This is a genomic window from Microbacterium sp. SY138 (assembly GCF_039729145.1).
Taxonomy (GTDB): Bacteria; Actinomycetota; Actinomycetes; order Actinomycetales; family Microbacteriaceae; genus Microbacterium; species Microbacterium maritypicum_A.
Genome location: NZ_CP155793.1, coordinates 2,078,168 through 2,096,017, shown reverse-complemented (window position 1 = coordinate 2,096,017; position 17,850 = coordinate 2,078,168). Strand labels below are relative to the sequence as shown.

Genomic DNA, 17,850 nt, shown 5'->3' with positions numbered 1-17,850 from the left:
ACGAGGCCGGTGCCGAGGAGTCGCCTGCTCCCCGGTACCGGTTTCGTCGTACCGGTTTCGTCGCGCGCGGGAGAGCAGACGCTCTCCGGTCTTCCGCGAGATCCTTCTCCGTGAGGTCGTTTCCCGGGGGTCAGGCGACGGCGATCACCGTCGCGTCCGTGATACGGCGGAGTTCGTCGAACGTCAGTGGCATGACGGTGTGTGGATGGCCCGCGGCCGCCCACAGCTCTCGATGGTCCCGCAGTGCTTCGTCGATGAACGTGCGGAGCGGCGCGGGGTGCCCGACAGGAGCGACGCCGCCGATCGCCTGGCCGGTCGCCGAGCGGACCACGGATGCGGGCGCCATGGACACGTCGTCCGCGCCGATGCTCGCCCGCAGGGTGGAGAGCTCCACGCGGTGACCGCCGCTGGTCAGAACCAGGACGGGGACGCCATCGGCGAGGAACACCAGACTGTTGGCGATCGCCGCGACGTCGCACCCGATCGCCGTCGCGGCCTCCACGGCTGTGCGTGCGGAGTCCGGAAGCACACGGATCGCTGTCTCGACGCCGGCGTCCACGAGATGCTCATGCACGAGACGGCTGCGTTCGGGGAGGGAAGGCGTTTCGCTCATCGCCCCACGATATCCAAGGCGCAGGCTGCCGGATCCAGAGGGTGCAGGCTGCGACGCCGGAGCGGGCTCCGCTGGCCGTTCCGACGTCGCAGGTCCGGTTCAGGCGGCGTCGCCCACGAGGATAGCCGCGGCGTCCTCCGTCGTCGCGTCCGCAGGCTCGTCGTCGATGTGCGCGAGCACTCGGCGTCCCAGGAACACCGTGAGTGCGGCCAGCAGCACCGAGGCAGCGGCGAACAGGTAGGGAACCGTCGCGTTGAACGCGTGCCACAGCAGCGCCGCGATCGGAGGAGCCATCGCACCGCCGAGGAATCGCACGGCGGAGTACGCCGAGGAGGCGACGGAGCGCGGAAGATCCGTGGCCTCCATCACGGCCTCCGTGAGCACGGTGTTCATAACGCCGAGCAGGAGCCCGCCGATGACGATGCAGGCGACGAGAGCAGCGGCGTTCGCGACCAGGAGGCCGGCGGCGACGAGGTCGATCGCCAGGAGGGGGAGCACGACGAGGATGATGCGCGTGCGGGGCATCCGGCGCATCAGGATCGGCGCGACCCACACGCTCGTGACGGCGAGTGCAACGCCCCATCCGAAGAACGTGAAGCCGATTCCCATCGCGCCGAAGCCGAGGGGGAACGGCGAGAACGCCAGCAGCACGAAGAAGCCGATGTTGTAGAACAGCGCTGTGATCGCGAGGACCGCCAGTGCGGGACGCCGCAGCGCGGCGAACGGCGCGGAGAACTTCACGGGAACCCGCTTCTCCCCGGGCCCCCGCAGCAGCACGAGCACGGCGACGAATGCGACGGCCATCAGCACGACGACGCCGAAGAACGGGCCGCGCCAGCTCTGCTCCCCGAGGAGTCCGCCGAGGAGAGGGCCCACGGCGATCCCGAGGCCGAGCGCCGCTTCGTAGAGCACGATGGCAGCGCTGCTGCCACCTGACGCGGCGCCGACGATCGTAGCGAGCGCGGTCGAGATGAACAGGGCGTTGCCGAGGCCCCAGCCTGCCCGGAAACCGATGACGGCATCGACACTGCCGCTCAGGGCGCACAGCAGGGCGAAGACGACGATCAGCGCCAATCCGATGAGCAGGGTGGCCTTCGCGCCGATGCGGCTCGAGATCCAGCTGGTCACGAGCATCGCGAGCCCGGTCACGAGGAGGTAGCTGGTAAACAGCAACTCGGTCTCGACCGGCGAGGCCTGGAGCGATTCCGCGATCGCGGGCAGGATCGGGTCCACGAGGCCGATGCCCATGAAGGCGACGACGCACGCGAATGCGACGGCCCACACCTGGGCCGGTTGCTTCCACACCGAGGGGGTGGCGGGGGTGTTCACCGAGATTCTCCTGTTCGATCAGTGGCGGTGTGCGCGGCGAGGATCTCCGCCGCACGGGTGAGGGCAGCCCATTCCTCGTCGCTCAGCGCGGCGAAGCGCGGGGCGAGCGTGTCACGGAACTCGGCGCGCCAGGCGGCGAGGGCGGCGGTTCCCCGTGGAGTGATGTCGACGACCGTCGCTCGTGAATCGTCGGGATCGGGGGAGCGGAGCACGAGTCCTTCCCGTTCCAAGCCGCCGAGGAGACGGGTCATGCCGGGTTGGGTGGTGCGGGCGGCCGCGGCGAGTTCACCCACCCTTCTCGCGCCTGCCTGTTCGAGGAGGCTCAACACTCGCCACTGCGCCGCAGGTGCGTCGTTCCCGGCGTCCTGAGCGGCGATGCGGCCGAGCGCGTACCCCGACAGCACCAGAGAGGGGATGACATCGACGCGATTCATACCAACGAGTATATACCGGTTGGTATGAATGGTCGTCACCGCCTGGTGCTGGCGATCCTCGCGGAGAGTTGGTGCGCGTGCGCGAGGAGCGTGCGACCGAGTTCGGCCATCCGCTCCGGGCCGAAGCGGAACTCGACGCCGGTCAGACTCAGCGCCCATTCCGGGCGCCCTGCACGATCGAAGACCGCAGCACCCAGCCCCCAGCTGCCCTCGACGATCAGTCCGGGGTTGACGGCATAGCCGCGTTCCTTGGTCTCGGCGAGGCGTGCTCGGAGGGGGAGCTGACCGTGCGCGCGCCCCCACGCTCCCTCCAGCTCGGGGTGGCGGTCGAGATAGGCATCCACATCGTGGTCGGGGAGGAACGCCAGGATGGCGAGTCCGGCGCTGGCGACGCCGAGAGGGAAGCGGACCCCTTCGCTGAGCACGAAGGAGCGGATCGGGAACGACCCTTCCTCGCGGAGCAGGCACACCGTCTCGTCCGCCCGTCGCACGGAGAGGAACGCGCTCTCCTCGGTCTTCACCGCGAGAGACCGGACGATATCGCGGGCGAGCGTGGTGACGTCGTAGCGGGCCGCTGCCACCGATCCCATGAGGAACAGCTCCGGCCCGGGCATCCATCGCGTGCTCGCGCCGTCGCGGTCGACGAGTCCTTCCGATTTGAGGGCGCTCAGAAGGCGGTGGGCGGTCGAGCGCGAGAGCGCGGCGGCGACCGCGAGCTCCTGCAACGAGGCTCCGTCGGAGCCCGCGGCGGTCACCAGACGGAGCAGACGCGCGGCCCTCGCGATCGCCTGCGTGCCGGGAACTGAAGAGGCGGGTTCCATAATGTGGACGCTACCTCCGTGTTCGGCCACATCGCAAGATCCGGCTTCCCCGCAGACGGCTCGTCGGCGGATGCTGGGGTGAGCACGGAATCGAAGGAGCCGACGTGATCGACAAGCAATGGGAGTCTGCGGAGGCTGCCGTCTCCGACATCGAGGACGGAGCGTCGCTGGCCGTCGGCGGTTTCGGCCTGTCCGGGAACCCGATCGCTCTGATCGAGGCTCTCCTCGCGCAGGGCACCAAGGGCCTCAGCGTGGTGAGCAACAACTGCGGAGTGGATGACTGGGGACTCGGAGTGCTGCTCGCCGCGCAGCGTATCCACAAGATGACCTCGTCGTACGTGGGGGAGAACAAGGAGTTCGAGCGTCAGTTCCTGAGTGGCGAACTCGAACTCGAACTCACCCCGCAGGGCACCCTGGCAGAGAAGCTCAGGGCCGGCGGCTCGGGGATCGCCGCGTTCTATACCCAGACGGGTGTCGGGACGCAGGTCGCCGAAGGCGGGCTGCCGCGTCGGTACAACCCCGACGGAACCATCGCCACCGCCTCGCCGGTGAAGGACGTGCGCGTCTTCGCGGTGAACGGGCAGCCGAAGGAGTTCGTCCTGGAAGAGGCGATCACCACCGACTTCTCGCTCGTGCACGCGGCACGCGGCGACCGACACGGAAACCTCGTGTTCAACAAGGCCGCGCGCAACTTCAATCCGCTCGCCGCGATGGCCGGTCGCATCTGCATCGCGCAGGTCGAGCAGCTGGTGGAGCCGGGCAAGCTCGACCCCGACGACATCCACCTCCCCGGCGTGTTCGTGCACCGGATCGTCGAGGTGGGCCTCGACATCCCCAAGCGCATCGAGCGGCGGACCGTCGCCGTGGAAGGAGCCTGAGATGGCACTCACCCGTGAGCAGATGGCGGCCCGCGCGGCGATCGAGCTGGAGGACGGCGCCTACGTCAACCTCGGCATCGGCCTGCCCACCCTCGTACCCAACCATGTCCCGCCCGGGGTCACGGTCGTCCTGCAGTCGGAGAACGGCATCCTGGGCGTCGGTCCCTACCCGCGGGAGGACGCTGTCGACCCAGACCTCATCAACGCCGGCAAGGAGACGGTCACCACCCTCCCCGGAGCGGCGTTCTTCGACTCCGCGACCAGCTTCGGCATGATCCGCGGCGGCAAGATCGACGCGGCCATCCTTGGTGCGATGCAGGTCTCCGTGAGAGGCGACCTCGCGAACTGGATGATCCCGGGCAAGATGGTCAAGGGTCCCGGCGGCGCCATGGATCTGGTTCACGGAGCCGGCCGCGTCATCGTGCTCATGGAGCACGTGGCCAAGGACGGCTCCGCGAAGATCGTCGACGAGTGCTCGCTGCCGTTGACCGGTCGCGGTGTCGTCGATCGGATCATCACCGACCTCGCCGTGGTCGATGTGACGGCCGAAGGCCTGGTGCTCGTCGAGACGGCGCCGGGCGTCACGGTCGACGAGGTCATCGCCGCCACGGAACCACCGCTCACCATCTCCCGCACTCTCCTCACCGGAAGGACCACAGACCATGACTGAGAACGATGTCGTCATCGTCGCCGCCGCCCGCACGCCTCAGGGTCGCCTCAAGGGGCAGCTCGCCGCGTTCACCGCACCTCAGCTCGGCTCCTTCGCCATCCGAGGTGCGCTGGAGCAGGGCTCGATCGATCCGGCTGACGTCGACGCGGTCATCGTCGGCCAGGTGCTCGCCGCGGGGTCGGGGCAGAACGCGGCGCGTCAGGCGGCCATCGGCGCAGGGATCGGGTGGGACGTTCCCGCGCACTCCGTGAATAAGGTGTGCCTGTCCGGTTTGACCGCCATCATCGACGCGGCGCGGATGATCCGCACCGGCGACGCCGATGTGGTCGTCGCCGCCGGGATGGAATCGATGACGCGCGCGCCCCATCTGCTCATGGGATCGCGCGACGGCTGGGCGTACGGCAGCGTCGAGGTTCTCGACCACATGGCATACGACGGCCTCACGGATGCGTATGACCGGGAGAGCATGGGCGCGTCCACCGAGCGGCACAACGCGCGCTTCGGGCTGACCCGTGAAGCGCAGGACCGGGTGGCCGCGCTGTCGCATCAGCGCGCGACGGCAGCGCAGGAGGCAGGTCTCTTCGACGAGGAGATCGTCGCCGTCGACGTGCCGCAGCGTCGGGGAGAGCCCGTGCGCGTGACGAGGGACGAGGGCGTGCGTCCGGACACCACCGTCGAGACCCTCGCGGGACTGCGTGCCGCGTTCGCAGAGGGAGGTTCGATCACGGCGGGGAACTCGTCACCGATCTCCGACGGTGCCTCGGCTGTGGTGGTGACGACACGACGGACTGCGGACGCCAAGGGATGGCCCGTGCTCGTGACCGTCGGAGCGAGCGGGCAGACCGCCGGTCCCGACAACTCGCTGCAGGCGCAGCCGGCGCGTGCCATCGAACGTGCGTGCGAGAAGCAGGGCATCGCGCCCGCCGATCTCGACCTGGTGGAGATCAACGAGGCCTTCGGCGCTGTCGTCGCCCGTTCGCAGGAGGAGCTCGGCCTGGACGAGGGCGTCGTGAACATCCATGGCGGCGGCATCGCCATCGGCCACCCGATCGGCGCATCGGGGAACCGGCTCGTGGTGCATGTCGCACACGAGCTCGCTCGTCGAGGTGGTGGTACGGCCGCCGTCGGCCTCTGTGGCGGTGGCGGTCAGGGAGAAGCCCTCATCCTCACCCGGTGACAAGAGTCTCGGGCGGGGAGGACGTCAGGGGCGAGCGTCCTTCGCGTGGTCCTGCGTGTCGGCGAGAGCCTTCTGCGACCGGAACTGCAGTCGCTGGGCCTTCTTCGCCTTCTTGACCGACTGGGGCGAGTCGGCGTCGACCAGGACGCCGCGGCGTTCACGGTTCATGTCGACGACGGCGCCGACCGCGAGTGCCATCGTGATTCCCCAGCTCACCCACGACAGGACGGCGCGCCAGGTGATCGGCTGCTCGCGCGTGCCGCGCAGCAGGGAGACCCCGGCAGAGATCGCAGCGACAAGTCCAGTGCTGAAGAGGTAGCGCATGCCCCCACGCTACCTTCCCGTACCCCAGGTCGCACCGAGCCTTGACAAGCCCTCCCTGATCCTGGCAGGGGAGTAGGTGGTGAAGGACAGGCGGAGGGTGCGTTCGTCGGGGATACCGGAGAAGAACGACGTGCCCGGTACGAAAGCGACGTCGTGGGCGAGCGCTGCGGGAAGCGCCGATGCGGCGTCCCGTCCCTCGGGGAGTCGAACCCAGACGAACATGCCACCGTCGGGTCGGTTCCAGCTGCTTCCGTCCGGGAGCGCGGAGGGAAGCATCTCCAGCATCGCGTCGCGACGAGCGGCATACGCTTCGCGGATGCGCGAGAGCGCGAGCTCGCCGCGACCCGAAGCGAGGTAGTGGGCGGCCGCTGCCTGGTCGACCGTGGAGGTGTGCAGGTCGGCCGCCTGTTTGGCGATCGTGATCGACGAGCGGATGTCGGCCGTGGTGCGGATCCAGCCGATGCGCAGGCCGGGTGCGATCACCTTGGAGAAGCTGCCGAGGCTGATGACATGTCCGGGGGCGAACGCGGCGAGCGAGGGGAGGGCATCCCCCGAGTACCGCAACTGGCGGTACGGCTCGTCCTCGACGATCCGGAAGCCTCGGCGCTGCGCGATCGCGGCGATCGTGCGGCGTGCTTCGACATCGTGCGTGCGTCCGGTCGGATTCTGAAACGTGGGCACGGTGTAGAAGAACTTCGGTCCATGGTGCGCGGCGAGGCGGTCCAGTGCGTCGAGGTCGAGGTCATCGCCGACGTAGGGGACACCGACGACGCGGGCACCGGCCAGCGCGAACGTCTGGAGCGCTGCGAGGTAGCAGGGCTCCTCAACCAGAATCGTGTCGCCGGGATCGACGAGCGTCGTCGAGATGAGCCCCAGCCCCTGCTGCGACCCCGTCGTGACGATGAGGTCGGATGCCGCGGTGGGTAGCCCGTCGGACGAATAGCGTCTGGCGACCGCGTCCCGCAGTCCCGGGTCTCCCTCGGACGTGGAGTACTGGAGCACCCCCGGGGAGTCGAGCACGGCATCGAACGCGGCGCGGATGCCCTCGACGTCGACGAGCTCGGGCGCGGGGAGCCCGCCGGCGAACGAGATGACCTCGGGGCGCGCGGTGAGGGCCAGCAGGTCGCGGACCGGCGAGGTCTTGGCACTGCCGGCACGCTGTGAACGCGACGGGAGGGAGAGGATCGGCGCGGCGGGCTGCGGGGCAGTGGGCAACGGGGACTCCTCTTGCGCTTGTCGTTCGGCGGGTGTCGCCCAGACTAGACCCGTCCCGAGGCGCCGGCTTCCCTGCTGTTCCCCGGGCCGACCCGCTATCATGGCCTGGTCGCGGCTCGCCCGCGGCCGCACCCCGTGTATCTACCGGCCGTCGGCATTCCGACGGACAGCGGCGGCACCCGACATCGCGTCCTCGACGCGCGAGAGCCATGACACGCGCCACAGCAATCCCACCACTCACCGAGCCGAGCCTTCTGCGTCTCGCCGGTCTGCCCTACTTCCTGATCGCCTTCATCGCGCGGTTGCCGTTCGCCATGATGGTGGTCGGCGTCCTGACCGTGGTCGTGTCCGCCCGCGGTTCCCTGTCCCTGGGCGGGCTCACCTCCGCAGCCGTCGGCCTCGGCACGGCCTGCTTCGGGCCTCTTCTCGGCGCCGCCGCAGACCGCTTCGGTCAGCGCGTCGTCCTGATGGTGCTCGCCCTCGCCAACGGCGCCATGCTCCTGCTCTTCACGTTCGTGGTCTATGGCACCGCGGCAGACGGCTTCGTGCTGCTGGCCGCAGTGGGCATCGGAGCCACCGCCCCGCAGGTCGCACCGCTCTCGCGCTCGCGGCTGGTGACGATCATCAACGAACGGATGGCCGTGGCTCGCCGCGCCAAGACGGTGTCGGGCACGATGGCCTACGAGTCCGCGGCCGACGAGACCGTGTTCGTCTTCGGTCCCTTCCTGGTCGGTATCCTCGCGTCGGCCATCGCGCCGTGGGCGCCTCTGGTCGGCGCGGCCGTGCTCACGGTGGTCTTCGTCGGTGCCTTCGCTTTGCACCCCAGCGGTCGACACGTGTCGCAGGACCGCGACGCCGACGGCAGGGCGCCGTCCGCCGTCTCCGAGCTGTTCCGCCCGCAATTGCTGATCGTCGTCCTCGGCATCCTCGGAGTCGGGATCTTCTTCGGCACGATGCTCACCTCGCTGACGTCGTTCATGGCCGATCGCGGCGCGCCGGAGCAGGCCGGGCTCCTCTACGGGGTCATGGGCGTCGGTTCCGCCATCCTCGCGCTCGGCGTCGCCTGGCTTCCCGCCGCCTTCTCGATGCGGGCCCGATGGCTCGTCTTCTCCGGCATCCTGCTGGCGGGCACCCTTCTGCTCGGATTCGTCGACACACCGGGCACGATGATGCTGGCGCTCGCGATCATGGGAATCGGCATCGGACCCACCCTCGTCACGCAGTACAGCTTCGGCGCCGCCCGCAGTCCGCGCGGACGCTCGGCCACCGTCATGACCATGTTGGGATCCGGTGTGGTCGTCGGTCAGTCGATCGGAGCCGCGTTCGCCGGTGAGATCGCAGAGAACGTCGGCACTCCTGCGGCGCTTCTCTTGCCGATGATCGCGGCGTTCATCGCCTTCGCGGCGGGCCTGGCCAACTGGTTCCTGACTGGTGTGGGGCGCCGGGAGGCTCTCGTCAAGGCCTGAGCGACGATCCGCGGAAATCCGCGTTCCTCGATAGCCTGGAGGAAACCCCCGGGAGGAGCCCTCGTGGCCGCAGCAGATTTCGTCGTCGTCGCCAACCGCCTGCCCGTGGATCGCGTGGTGGGGCCTGATGGTGAGGAGACCTGGCGCACCTCTCCGGGCGGACTCGTCGCCGCCCTCGAACCCATGATGCGCAGTGTCCACGGAGCCTGGGTGGGCTGGCCCGGTCAGGCCGACGTCGAGCTGGAGCCTTTCGAGGCCGACGGCATCGATCTGATTCCGGTCGCGCTGAGTGCCCAGGAGGTGGCGGAGTACTACGAGGGCTTCGCGAACGACACGATCTGGCCGCTCTATCACGACGTGATCGCTCCTCCGCAGTACCACCGCGAGTGGTGGGATGCCTACGTCACCGTGAATCGACGGTTCGCCGAGGCGGCCGCTGATGCCGCGGCGCCGGAGGGCACGGTCTGGGTTCACGACTACCAGCTGCAGCTCGTGCCGCAGATGGTGCGCGAACTGCGCCCGGATGTCACGATCGGGTATTTCCATCACATCCCGTTCCCCGCACACGGGCTCTACGCGCAGCTGCCCTGGCGTGACCAGGTGCTGCGCGGGCTGCTCGGCGCCGACGTCATCGGTTTCCAGCGCGCGCAGGACGCCACCTACTTCCTGACCGCCGTACGCCGGCGGCTGCGCTACGAGGTCAAGGGCCCCCATGTCTCCGTCCCCGAGGGAGAGGGCACCCGAACGGCGATGGCGCGGGCATTCCCGATCTCGATCGACACCACCCCGTATCTCGAGCTCGCTGCCCGCGAGGATGTGCGCGCGAGGGCGGCGGAGATCCGCGCGAGCCTCGGAAACCCCAAGCGCATCCTGCTCGGTGTCGACCGGCTCGACTACACCAAGGGCATCCGTCACCGCATCAAGGCATACGGCGAGTTGCTGGCCGAGGGACGCCTCAAAGTCGAAGACGTGACGCTCGTGCAGGTCGCCAGTCCCAGCCGGGAGCGTGTGGATGCGTACGTGCACCTGCGCGACGAGATCGAGCTCGCGGTCAGCCGCATCAACGGCGATACCGACACGATGGGCCATTCCGCGATCCGATATCTTCACCAGGGCTATCCGCGCGAAGAGATGGTCGCGCTGTACCTCGCCGCAGATGTGATGCTGGTGACGGCCCTGCGGGACGGCATGAACCTCGTCGCCAAGGAGTATGTCGCGACCCGCGTCGACGACCGCGGAGTGCTGGTGCTCAGCGAGTTCACCGGCGCCGCGGATGAGCTGCGGCAGGCGGTCCGGGTGAACCCGCACGACATCGAGGGTCTCAAGGATGCGATCATGACGGCCGTGGAGATGCCTCCGGCGGAGCAGGGGCGGCGTATGCGGTCGCTTCGACGTCGGGTGCTGGACAACGACGTCGACGCGTGGTCGTCGTCGTTCCTGGCGGCGCTCTCCGAGGTCCGTGGTCGCTGACGTTCCTCCACGACCGAGATACTGAGCGTGCGGCTCACGCCGGAGCCGCCGAGAACCACCCCTGTGATTGGAGAATCCGTGACGCGTCCCTGGACCCCCGGAACCGCTGACGACGACCTGCAGGCTCTGGCTGCCACACCGCGGTTGGTGGTCGCCCTCGACTTCGACGGCACGGCTTCTCCTCTGGTCGCAGACCCGATGGCGGCACGGGCGCTTCCCGAGGTGGCGGTTCAGGTCGAACGCCTCGCCGCTCTGCCGGACACGGTCGTCGCCTACGTCTCCGGTCGCAGCATGCACGACCTCCGCGTGATCACCGAGCACACGGACGACTCCGCGATCGCGCTGGCCGGCTCACACGGCGCCCAGTACTGGTTCCCCGGCGAGGGCGACGTGGACGCACCAGGCGAGGAGACGGAAGAAGGGGCTCGGGAAGAGCTCTGGGCTGCGGCGAAGCCGATCATCGAACGGTACGAGGGTGCGGAGTTCGAGCCCAAGACCTTCGGCATGGGCGTGCACACCCGCCGTGCGGACCGGGAGACCGAGCAACGCGTCTTCGCCGAGATCGACGCGCTCGTCGCCGAGCGATTCCCGCACTGGCGGCGGCGCTCCGGGCACCGGGTTCTCGAATTCTCCTCGCGCACCGAGGGCAAGGACGCCGCGATGGCCGCGCTCCGCGATCGCTTCGATGCCACGGGGATCCTGTTCGCCGGCGACGATGTGACCGACGAGGACGCGATGCGTGTGCTCGGAGAAGGCGACCTCGGCGTGCGCGTGGGCCCGGGGGAGAGCGTCGCGACCTTGCGTGTGGACACTCCACAACAGATCGCCGAGCTTCTGGAGGCGTTGGCGGACGAACGCGCCTCTCGTCGGCAATAGACTTCCGTCATGTCCTCGCATGATCCCTCTCACAGCGCGCCCATCGACATCAAGCCCCGCAGCCGCGTCGTCACCGACGGCATCGAGGCCACGACCTCCCGAGGCATGCTCCGTGCCGTCGGCATGGGAGACGCCGACTGGGACAAGCCGCAGATCGGCATCGCGTCGAGCTGGAATGAGATCACTCCCTGCAACCTGAGTCTCGACCGTCTCGCTCAGGGGGCCAAGGAAGGCGTGCACTCCGGCGGCGGCTACCCGCTGCAGTTCGGCACGATCTCCGTCTCGGACGGCATCTCGATGGGCCACGAGGGGATGCACTTCTCGCTCGTGTCGCGCGAGGTCATCGCCGACTCCGTCGAGACCGTCATGATGGCCGAGCGCCTCGACGGTTCCGTGCTCCTCGCCGGCTGCGACAAGTCGATCCCCGGAATGCTCATGGCCAGCGCGCGCCTCGACCTGTCGAGCGTGTTCCTGTACGCCGGGTCCATCGCTCCCGGCTGGGTCAAGCTCTCTGACGGCACCGAGAAGGACGTCACGATCATCGACTCGTTCGAGGCGGTCGGTGCCTGCCGTGCCGGTCTCATGAGCGAGGAGGACCTCAAGCGCATCGAGTGCGCCATCGCTCCCGGCGAGGGTGCCTGCGGTGGCATGTACACCGCCAACACCATGGCGTCGGTCGCGGAGGCCCTCGGCCTCAGCCTTCCGGGCTCGGCGGCTCCGCCCGCAGCGGATCGTCGTCGCGACTACTACGCCCACCGCTCGGGCGAGGCCGTGGTGAACCTGCTCCGTCAGGGCATCACGACGCGCGACATCCTCACCAAGGAGGCGTTCGAGAACGCGATCGCCCTCGCGATGGCCCTCGGTGGTTCCACGAACGTCGTCCTGCACCTGCTCGCGATCGCCCGTGAGGCCGACGTCGAGCTGAGCCTGCACGACTTCAACCGCATCGGCGACAAGGTCCCGCACGTCGCCGACATGAAGCCCTTCGGCAAGTACGTGATGAACGACGTCGATCGTCACGGCGGCATCCCCGTGATCATGAAGGCGATGCTCGACGAGGGCCTGCTGCACGGCGACGCGCTCACCGTCACGGGCAAGACGCTCGCCGAGAACCTCGCCGACCTCGACCCGCAGCCGATCGACGGCGAGGTCATCCACACCTTCGACAACCCGATCCACGCGACCGGCGGCCTCACGATCCTGCACGGCTCCCTCGCCCCCGAGGGCGCTGTCGTCAAGACCGCCGGCTTCGACGCCGCCGTGTTCGAGGGCCCTGCACGCGTGTTCGAGCGCGAGCGCGCCGCCATGGACGCGGTCGCCGAGGGGGAGATCGAGCCCGGCACCGTCATCGTGATCCGCTACGAGGGCCCCAAGGGCGGACCGGGCATGCGCGAGATGCTCGCCATCACTGCGGCCATCAAGGGCGCGGGGCTCGGAAAAGATGTACTACTCTTGACTGACGGACGATTCTCAGGCGGCACAACCGGCCTGTGCATCGGCCACATAGCACCCGAAGCGGTGGACGCAGGTCCTATCGCCTTCGTGCGCGATGGTGATCTGATACGGGTCGATATCGCAGCTCGCTCTCTCGATCTACTCGTCGACGAGGCAGAGCTCGCCTCCCGCCGTTCTGGCTGGGAGCCGCTTCCCCCGCGCTACACCCGAGGCGTTCTTGCCAAGTACTCGCGCCTCGTGCGGTCCGCCGCCGAGGGAGCGACCACCGGCTGACCCGGACGCTCCGACGTCCGGCGTCCTCCACAGATCATCAGAAGGAAACTCATGACTGCTGATACCGCCCCGGCCGTGCCGAGGCCGCCCGCCCGTCAATCCTCTGCGCCGGAGATCACCGGCGCGGAGGCCGTGGTCCGCTCGCTCGAGCTGCTCGGCGTCACCGACGTGTTCGGTCTTCCCGGAGGTGCGATCCTCCCGGTCTACGACCCGCTCATGGATGCATCCGAGCTGCGCCACATCCTGGTGCGGCACGAGCAGGGCGCCGGTCACGCCGCCGAGGGCTACGCATCGGCCTCCGGCAAGGTCGGCGTGTGCATCGCGACCTCCGGGCCCGGTGCGACCAACCTCGTGACCGCGATCGCCGATGCCTACATGGACTCGGTTCCGATGCTCGCCATCACCGGCCAGGTGTTCTCGACGCTGATGGGAACGGACGCGTTCCAGGAAGCCGACATCGTGGGCATCACGATGCCGATCACCAAGCACTCGTTCCTGGTGAAGGATGCCGCGGACATCCCTGGCGCGATCGCCGCGGCCTACGAGATCGCGGGCACCGGACGCCCCGGCCCCGTGCTGGTCGACATCACGAAGGATGCGCAGCAGGCGACCGCCCCGTTCGTGTGGCCGCCCAAGATCGACCTCCCCGGCTATCGTCCCGTCACGAAGGCGCACGGCAAGCAGATCCAGGCTGCGGCGACGCTGCTCGCCGAGGCCAAGAAGCCGGTGCTGTACGTCGGCGGTGGTGTGATCCGCGGCAAGGCGTCGGCGGAGCTCCTCGAGCTCGCGGAGTCCACCGGCGCGCCGGTCGTCACCACGCTGATGGCGCGCGGCGCGTTCCCCGACTCGCACCCCCAGCACCTCGGAATGCCCGGCATGCACGGCACGGTTCCCGCCGTGCTGGCGCTCCAGGAGGCCGACCTCCTGGTGTCGCTCGGTGCCCGGTTCGACGACCGCGTCACGGGTAAGGCGGCTCTGTTCGCGCCGAACGCGAAGGTCGTCCATGTCGACATCGACCCGGCCGAGATCTCCAAGATCCGCACGGCCGATGTGCCGATCGTCGGCGACGTGCGCGATGTGCTCACCGATCTCGATGCGGCCTTCCGCGGGGCGACCTCCGGCGCGAAGCCCGACATCGAGGAATGGTGGTCGTACCTCGACGGACTGCGCACCGAGTTCCCCCTCGGATACGCGCCGACGACGGACGGCCTCCTGGCTCCGCAGTACGTGATCCAGCGGATCGGCGAGCTCACCGGTCCGGAGGGCATCTTCGCCTCCGGCGTCGGTCAGCACCAGATGTGGGCGGCACAGTTCATCAAGTACGAGCGTCCGAACGCCTGGTTGAACTCCGGCGGTGCCGGCACGATGGGTTACTCGGTGCCGGCCGCGATGGGGGCCAAGGTGGCGCAGCCCGAGCGTCCGGTCTGGGCGATCGACGGCGACGGCTGCTTCCAGATGACGAATCAGGAGCTCGCGACCTGCACGATCAACAACATCCCGATCAAGGTCGCGATCATCAACAACTCGTCGCTCGGCATGGTCCGACAGTGGCAGACGCTGTTCTATGACGGCCGTCACTCCAACACCGACCTGAACACGGGTCACGGCACGATCCGCATCCCCGACTTCGTGAAGCTCGCCGAGGCCTACGGCTGCCTCGCGATCCGCGTGGAGAAGGAAGAGGAGGTGGACGCCGCCATCCAGCTCGCGCTCGAGACGAACGACCGCCCCGTGGTGATCGATTTCGTCGTGAGTGCCGACTCCATGGTGTGGCCGATGGTCCCGCAGGGAGTCAGCAACAGCTATGTCCAGTACGCCCGCGAGCACGCGCCCGCATTCGACGAGGAGGACTGATCCATGTCGACCCACGTGCTGAGCCTGCTGGTGGAGAACACCCCCGGCCTGCTGACCCGTGTCGCGGGGCTCTTCGCCCGCCGCGGCTTCAACATCGACTCCCTCGCCGTCGGCGTGACGGAGGTGCCGGGCATCTCCCGCATCACCGTCGTCGTCGACGTCGACGAGCTTCCGCTCGAGCAGGTCACCAAGCAGCTCAACAAGCTGATCAATGTGATCAAGATCGTCGAGCTCGACTTCGCCACCTCCGTGCAGCGCGAGCACATGCTCGTGAAGGTGCGCACCGACAACGCCACGCGCTCGAACGTGATCGAGGTGGTGAACCTCTTCCGCGCCTCCGTGGTCGACTACGCCTCCGACGCACTCGTGATCGAGGTGACCGGTGACAAGGGCAAGGTCGATGCGATGCTGCGCGCGCTCGAGCCCTTCGGCATCAAGGAGATCGCGCAGTCCGGCCTTCTCGCGATCGGCCGCGGCGGCAAGAGCATCACCGAACGCGTCCTGCGCGGCTGACCAACCCGAGTACCGAGTTTTCGCCGCTCATCGAGTGCGCGAAGCAAGACGAAACGCAAAGAACAAGGAGAAACACATAGTGAGCACCGAGATCTTCTACGACGCCGATGCAGACCTGTCCCTGATCCAGGGCAAGAAGGTCGCGATCGTCGGCTACGGATCGCAGGGTCACGCCCATGCGCAGAACCTGCGCGACTCGGGTGTCGAGGTCGCGATCGCCCTCAAGGAGGGCTCCAAGTCGGCAGCCAAGGCCGAGGATGCCGGCTTCCCGGTGAAGACCGTCGCCGAGGCCACCGAGTGGGCCGACGTCATCATGATCCTCGCGCCGGACCAGCACCAGCGCACGATCTACAGCGAGTCGATCGCGCCGAACCTGACGGCCGGCAAGACGCTCGCCTTCGCGCACGGCTTCAACATCCGCTTCGGTTACATCGACGCTCCCGAGGGTGTCGACGTGATCCTGGTCGCCCCGAAGGCTCCCGGTCACACGGTCCGTCGCGAGTTCGTCGCCGGCCGTGGCATCCCCGACATCATCGCCGTCGAGCGCGACGCATCGGGCAAGGCATGGGACCTCGCGCTCTCGTACGCCAAGGCCATCGGCGGCACCCGCGCCGGCGTCATCAAGACGACCTTCACCGAGGAGACCGAGACCGACCTGTTCGGTGAGCAGGCCGTGCTCTGCGGTGGCGTGAGCCACCTGGTGCAGGCCGGCTTCGAGACGCTGACCGAGGCGGGCTACCAGCCGCAGATCGCGTACTTCGAGGTTCTGCACGAGCTCAAGCTGATCGTCGACCTGATGTGGGAGGGCGGCATCGCCAAGCAGCGCTGGTCGATCTCCGACACCGCCGAGTTCGGCGACTACGTCTCGGGTCCGCGCGTCATCGACGAGCGCGTCAAGGAGAGCATGAAGGGCGTGCTGGCCGACATCCAGTCCGGCGCCTTCGCGAAGCGCTTCATCGACGACCAGGACAACGGGGCCGAGGAGTTCCTGGCACTGCGTGCGAAGGAGGAGCAGCACCCGATCGAGGTCACCGGCAAGGAGCTGCGCTCGCTCTTCGCGTGGAAGCAGCAGGATGAGGACTACGTCGACGGCAGCGCCGCGCGCTGATTCGATTCTCGAAAGAACGGGCGTCCCTTCGGGGGCGCCCGTTCTTCGTGACCGAGGTCATTCTGCCTCTAAACATCCGATGTCTATGCCAGGATGGAGGACATGCGACAGGAATGGTTTGACCGGGCCCGGTTCGGCATGTTCGTCCACTTCGGCCTCTACAGCGGGGCCGCCCGGCACGAGTGGGTCCAGAACTACGAACGCCTCACCGATGAGGACTACCGGCAGTATTTCGAGCACTTCGACCCGGATCTCTTCGATGCGACCGCCCTGGCGCGCACGGCGAAGGAGACCGGCATGGGATACGTGGTGCTCACCACGAAGCACCACGACGGATTCTGCCTCTGGGACTCGAAGCTGACGGACTTCACGTCGGTGACGAACACCGGACGCGACCTCGTGCGCGAGTATGTGGAGGCGCTGCGGGCCGAGGGCCTCAAGGTCGGCCTCTACCACTCGGTGATCGATTGGCATCACCCCGACTTCACCGTGGACTGGAATCACCCGCGCCGTGACGACGAGGGCGCGCACGCGCTGAACGTCGGGCGCGACATGGCCGCGTACCGCGACTACCTCCACGGGCAGGTGCGCGAGCTCCTCACGGACTACGGCGACATCGACTACCTCTTCTTCGACTTCACCTACCCCGAGGAGAAGGACGGATGGGTGGGCAAGGGGCCGGGCGACTGGGACGCGACAGCCCTGCTCGCCCTGTGCCGGGAACTGCAGCCGAACATGCTCGTGAATGATCGTCTGGGCATTCCGGCCGACTTCGTCACCCCCGAGCAGTACCAGCCGACCTCGCCGATCGTGCGTGACGGTGTGCCGCTGATCTGGGAGGCGTGCCAGACGCTGAACGGCTCCTGGGGCTACCACCGTGACAACACCGATCAGAAGTCGCCCACCATGCTCGTGCAGATGCTGGTGGACTCTGTGTCGATGGGCGGCAACATGCTGTTGAACATCGGCCCGGACGGACGTGGGGCGATCGCGCCCCGCGATGCGCAGACGCTGGGAGAGATCGGCGAGTGGATGCGCCTGCATCGGGGCGCCGTGATCGGCGCCGGGCACGCGTCGTTCACCCCGCCGCGCGAGGGGGTGTACACGCGTAGGGGGAACCGCCTGTACCTGAACCTGTTCAGTTGGCCGATGGGCTTCGTGCACCTGCCGGAGCTCGCCGGGAAGGTGTCGTACGCGCGGCTGCTGAACGACGGATCGTGGCTCCGGACCAGCGTGTCCGATCCGGATCGCGAGGCGGATCTGATGACGCCTGCGGGGGAGGCCGAGGGGACGCTGACGGTGCACCTCCCGGTGCGACGCCCCGACGTGCTCGTGCCCGTGATCGAACTGACGATGATCGACGACTGAGTCCCT

At 68.2% G+C, this 17,850-nt stretch carries 17 protein-coding genes; 11 read left to right on the top strand and 6 right to left on the bottom strand.

Annotated elements, in window-relative coordinates:
• Positions 1-130: 130 nt before the first annotated feature.
• From ABDC25_RS09975 to ABDC25_RS09960, 4 genes are all read right to left on the bottom strand, one after another.
• Complete coding sequence (locus ABDC25_RS09975; RefSeq protein ID WP_347122800.1) at positions 131-613, bottom strand: YbaK/EbsC family protein; 483 nt, start codon at positions 611-613, stop codon at positions 131-133.
• A 99-nt stretch (positions 614-712) separates the two neighbouring features.
• The gene (locus tag ABDC25_RS09970) at positions 713-1,942 is read right to left on the bottom strand and encodes an MFS transporter (RefSeq protein ID WP_036271558.1); all 1,230 of its coding nucleotides are present in this window, start codon (positions 1,940-1,942) and stop codon (positions 713-715) included.
• Positions 1,939-2,376, bottom strand: a complete 438-nt coding sequence (locus ABDC25_RS09965; protein WP_021200366.1) for a MarR family transcriptional regulator — start codon at positions 2,374-2,376, stop codon at positions 1,939-1,941. The genes ABDC25_RS09970 and ABDC25_RS09965 overlap by 4 nt, the downstream gene beginning before the upstream one ends.
• A gap of 35 nt (positions 2,377-2,411) precedes the next feature.
• On the bottom strand, positions 2,412-3,197 hold the full coding sequence (locus tag ABDC25_RS09960; RefSeq protein WP_347122798.1) for an IclR family transcriptional regulator: 786 nt from the start codon (positions 3,195-3,197) through the stop codon (positions 2,412-2,414).
• 104 nt (positions 3,198-3,301) lie between these two features.
• Here ABDC25_RS09960 and ABDC25_RS09955 point away from each other — a divergent pair, with 104 nt between their 5' ends.
• The 3 genes from ABDC25_RS09955 to ABDC25_RS09945 are packed head-to-tail and all read left to right on the top strand — an operon-like array spanning position 3,302 to position 5,922.
• On the top strand, positions 3,302-4,075 hold the full coding sequence (locus ABDC25_RS09955) for a CoA transferase subunit A (RefSeq protein WP_347122796.1): 774 nt from the start codon (positions 3,302-3,304) through the stop codon (positions 4,073-4,075).
• A 1-nt stretch (position 4,076) separates the two neighbouring features.
• Positions 4,077-4,745, top strand: coding sequence for a CoA transferase subunit B (locus ABDC25_RS09950; RefSeq protein ID WP_029259037.1), 669 nt, complete (start codon positions 4,077-4,079; stop codon positions 4,743-4,745).
• The gene (locus tag ABDC25_RS09945; RefSeq protein ID WP_029265513.1) at positions 4,738-5,922 is read left to right on the top strand and encodes an acetyl-CoA C-acetyltransferase; all 1,185 of its coding nucleotides are present in this window, start codon (positions 4,738-4,740) and stop codon (positions 5,920-5,922) included. Before ABDC25_RS09950 ends, ABDC25_RS09945 begins: the two co-directional genes overlap by 8 nt.
• Positions 5,923-5,946: 24 nt before the next feature.
• Here the strand turns inward: ABDC25_RS09945 and ABDC25_RS09940 are convergent, their stop codons facing one another.
• Both ABDC25_RS09940 and ABDC25_RS09935 read right to left on the bottom strand, forming a co-directional pair.
• Positions 5,947-6,246, bottom strand: a complete 300-nt coding sequence (locus ABDC25_RS09940) for a hypothetical protein (protein ID WP_021200371.1) — start codon at positions 6,244-6,246, stop codon at positions 5,947-5,949.
• Positions 6,247-6,255: 9 nt separating this feature from the next.
• Positions 6,256-7,461 carry a PLP-dependent aminotransferase family protein gene (locus ABDC25_RS09935; protein ID WP_347122793.1) on the bottom strand — a complete coding sequence of 402 codons (1,206 nt, stop codon included), beginning with the start codon at positions 7,459-7,461 and terminating at the stop codon, positions 6,256-6,258.
• A gap of 209 nt (positions 7,462-7,670) precedes the next feature.
• Here ABDC25_RS09935 and ABDC25_RS09930 point away from each other — a divergent pair, with 209 nt between their 5' ends.
• From ABDC25_RS09930 to ABDC25_RS09895, 8 genes are all read left to right on the top strand, one after another.
• The gene (locus ABDC25_RS09930) at positions 7,671-8,927 is read left to right on the top strand and encodes an MFS transporter (protein ID WP_021200373.1); all 1,257 of its coding nucleotides are present in this window, start codon (positions 7,671-7,673) and stop codon (positions 8,925-8,927) included.
• A 63-nt stretch (positions 8,928-8,990) separates the two neighbouring features.
• Complete coding sequence (locus tag ABDC25_RS09925; protein ID WP_021200374.1) at positions 8,991-10,397, top strand: trehalose-6-phosphate synthase; 1,407 nt, start codon at positions 8,991-8,993, stop codon at positions 10,395-10,397.
• 78 nt (positions 10,398-10,475) lie between these two features.
• Positions 10,476-11,273 (top strand): trehalose-phosphatase, encoded by a 798-nt coding sequence (gene otsB, locus ABDC25_RS09920; protein ID WP_292767022.1) that lies wholly within the window; start codon positions 10,476-10,478, stop codon positions 11,271-11,273.
• Positions 11,274-11,282: 9 nt separating this feature from the next.
• Positions 11,283-13,001: a dihydroxy-acid dehydratase gene (ilvD, locus tag ABDC25_RS09915; RefSeq protein WP_021200376.1), complete on the top strand. Its 1,719-nt coding sequence runs from the start codon at positions 11,283-11,285 to the stop codon at positions 12,999-13,001.
• Positions 13,002-13,052: 51 nt separating this feature from the next.
• The gene (locus ABDC25_RS09910) at positions 13,053-14,855 is read left to right on the top strand and encodes an acetolactate synthase large subunit (RefSeq protein ID WP_021200377.1); all 1,803 of its coding nucleotides are present in this window, start codon (positions 13,053-13,055) and stop codon (positions 14,853-14,855) included.
• Positions 14,856-14,858: 3 nt separating this feature from the next.
• On the top strand, positions 14,859-15,368 hold the full coding sequence (gene ilvN, locus ABDC25_RS09905) for an acetolactate synthase small subunit (RefSeq protein ID WP_017830816.1): 510 nt from the start codon (positions 14,859-14,861) through the stop codon (positions 15,366-15,368).
• Complete coding sequence (ilvC, locus tag ABDC25_RS09900; RefSeq protein WP_279587989.1) at positions 15,256-16,476, top strand: ketol-acid reductoisomerase; 1,221 nt, start codon at positions 15,256-15,258, stop codon at positions 16,474-16,476. Before ilvN ends, ilvC begins: the two co-directional genes overlap by 113 nt.
• Positions 16,477-16,578: 102 nt before the next feature.
• Positions 16,579-17,844: an alpha-L-fucosidase gene (locus ABDC25_RS09895; protein ID WP_167254286.1), complete on the top strand. Its 1,266-nt coding sequence runs from the start codon at positions 16,579-16,581 to the stop codon at positions 17,842-17,844.
• Positions 17,845-17,850: the final 6 nt, after the last annotated feature.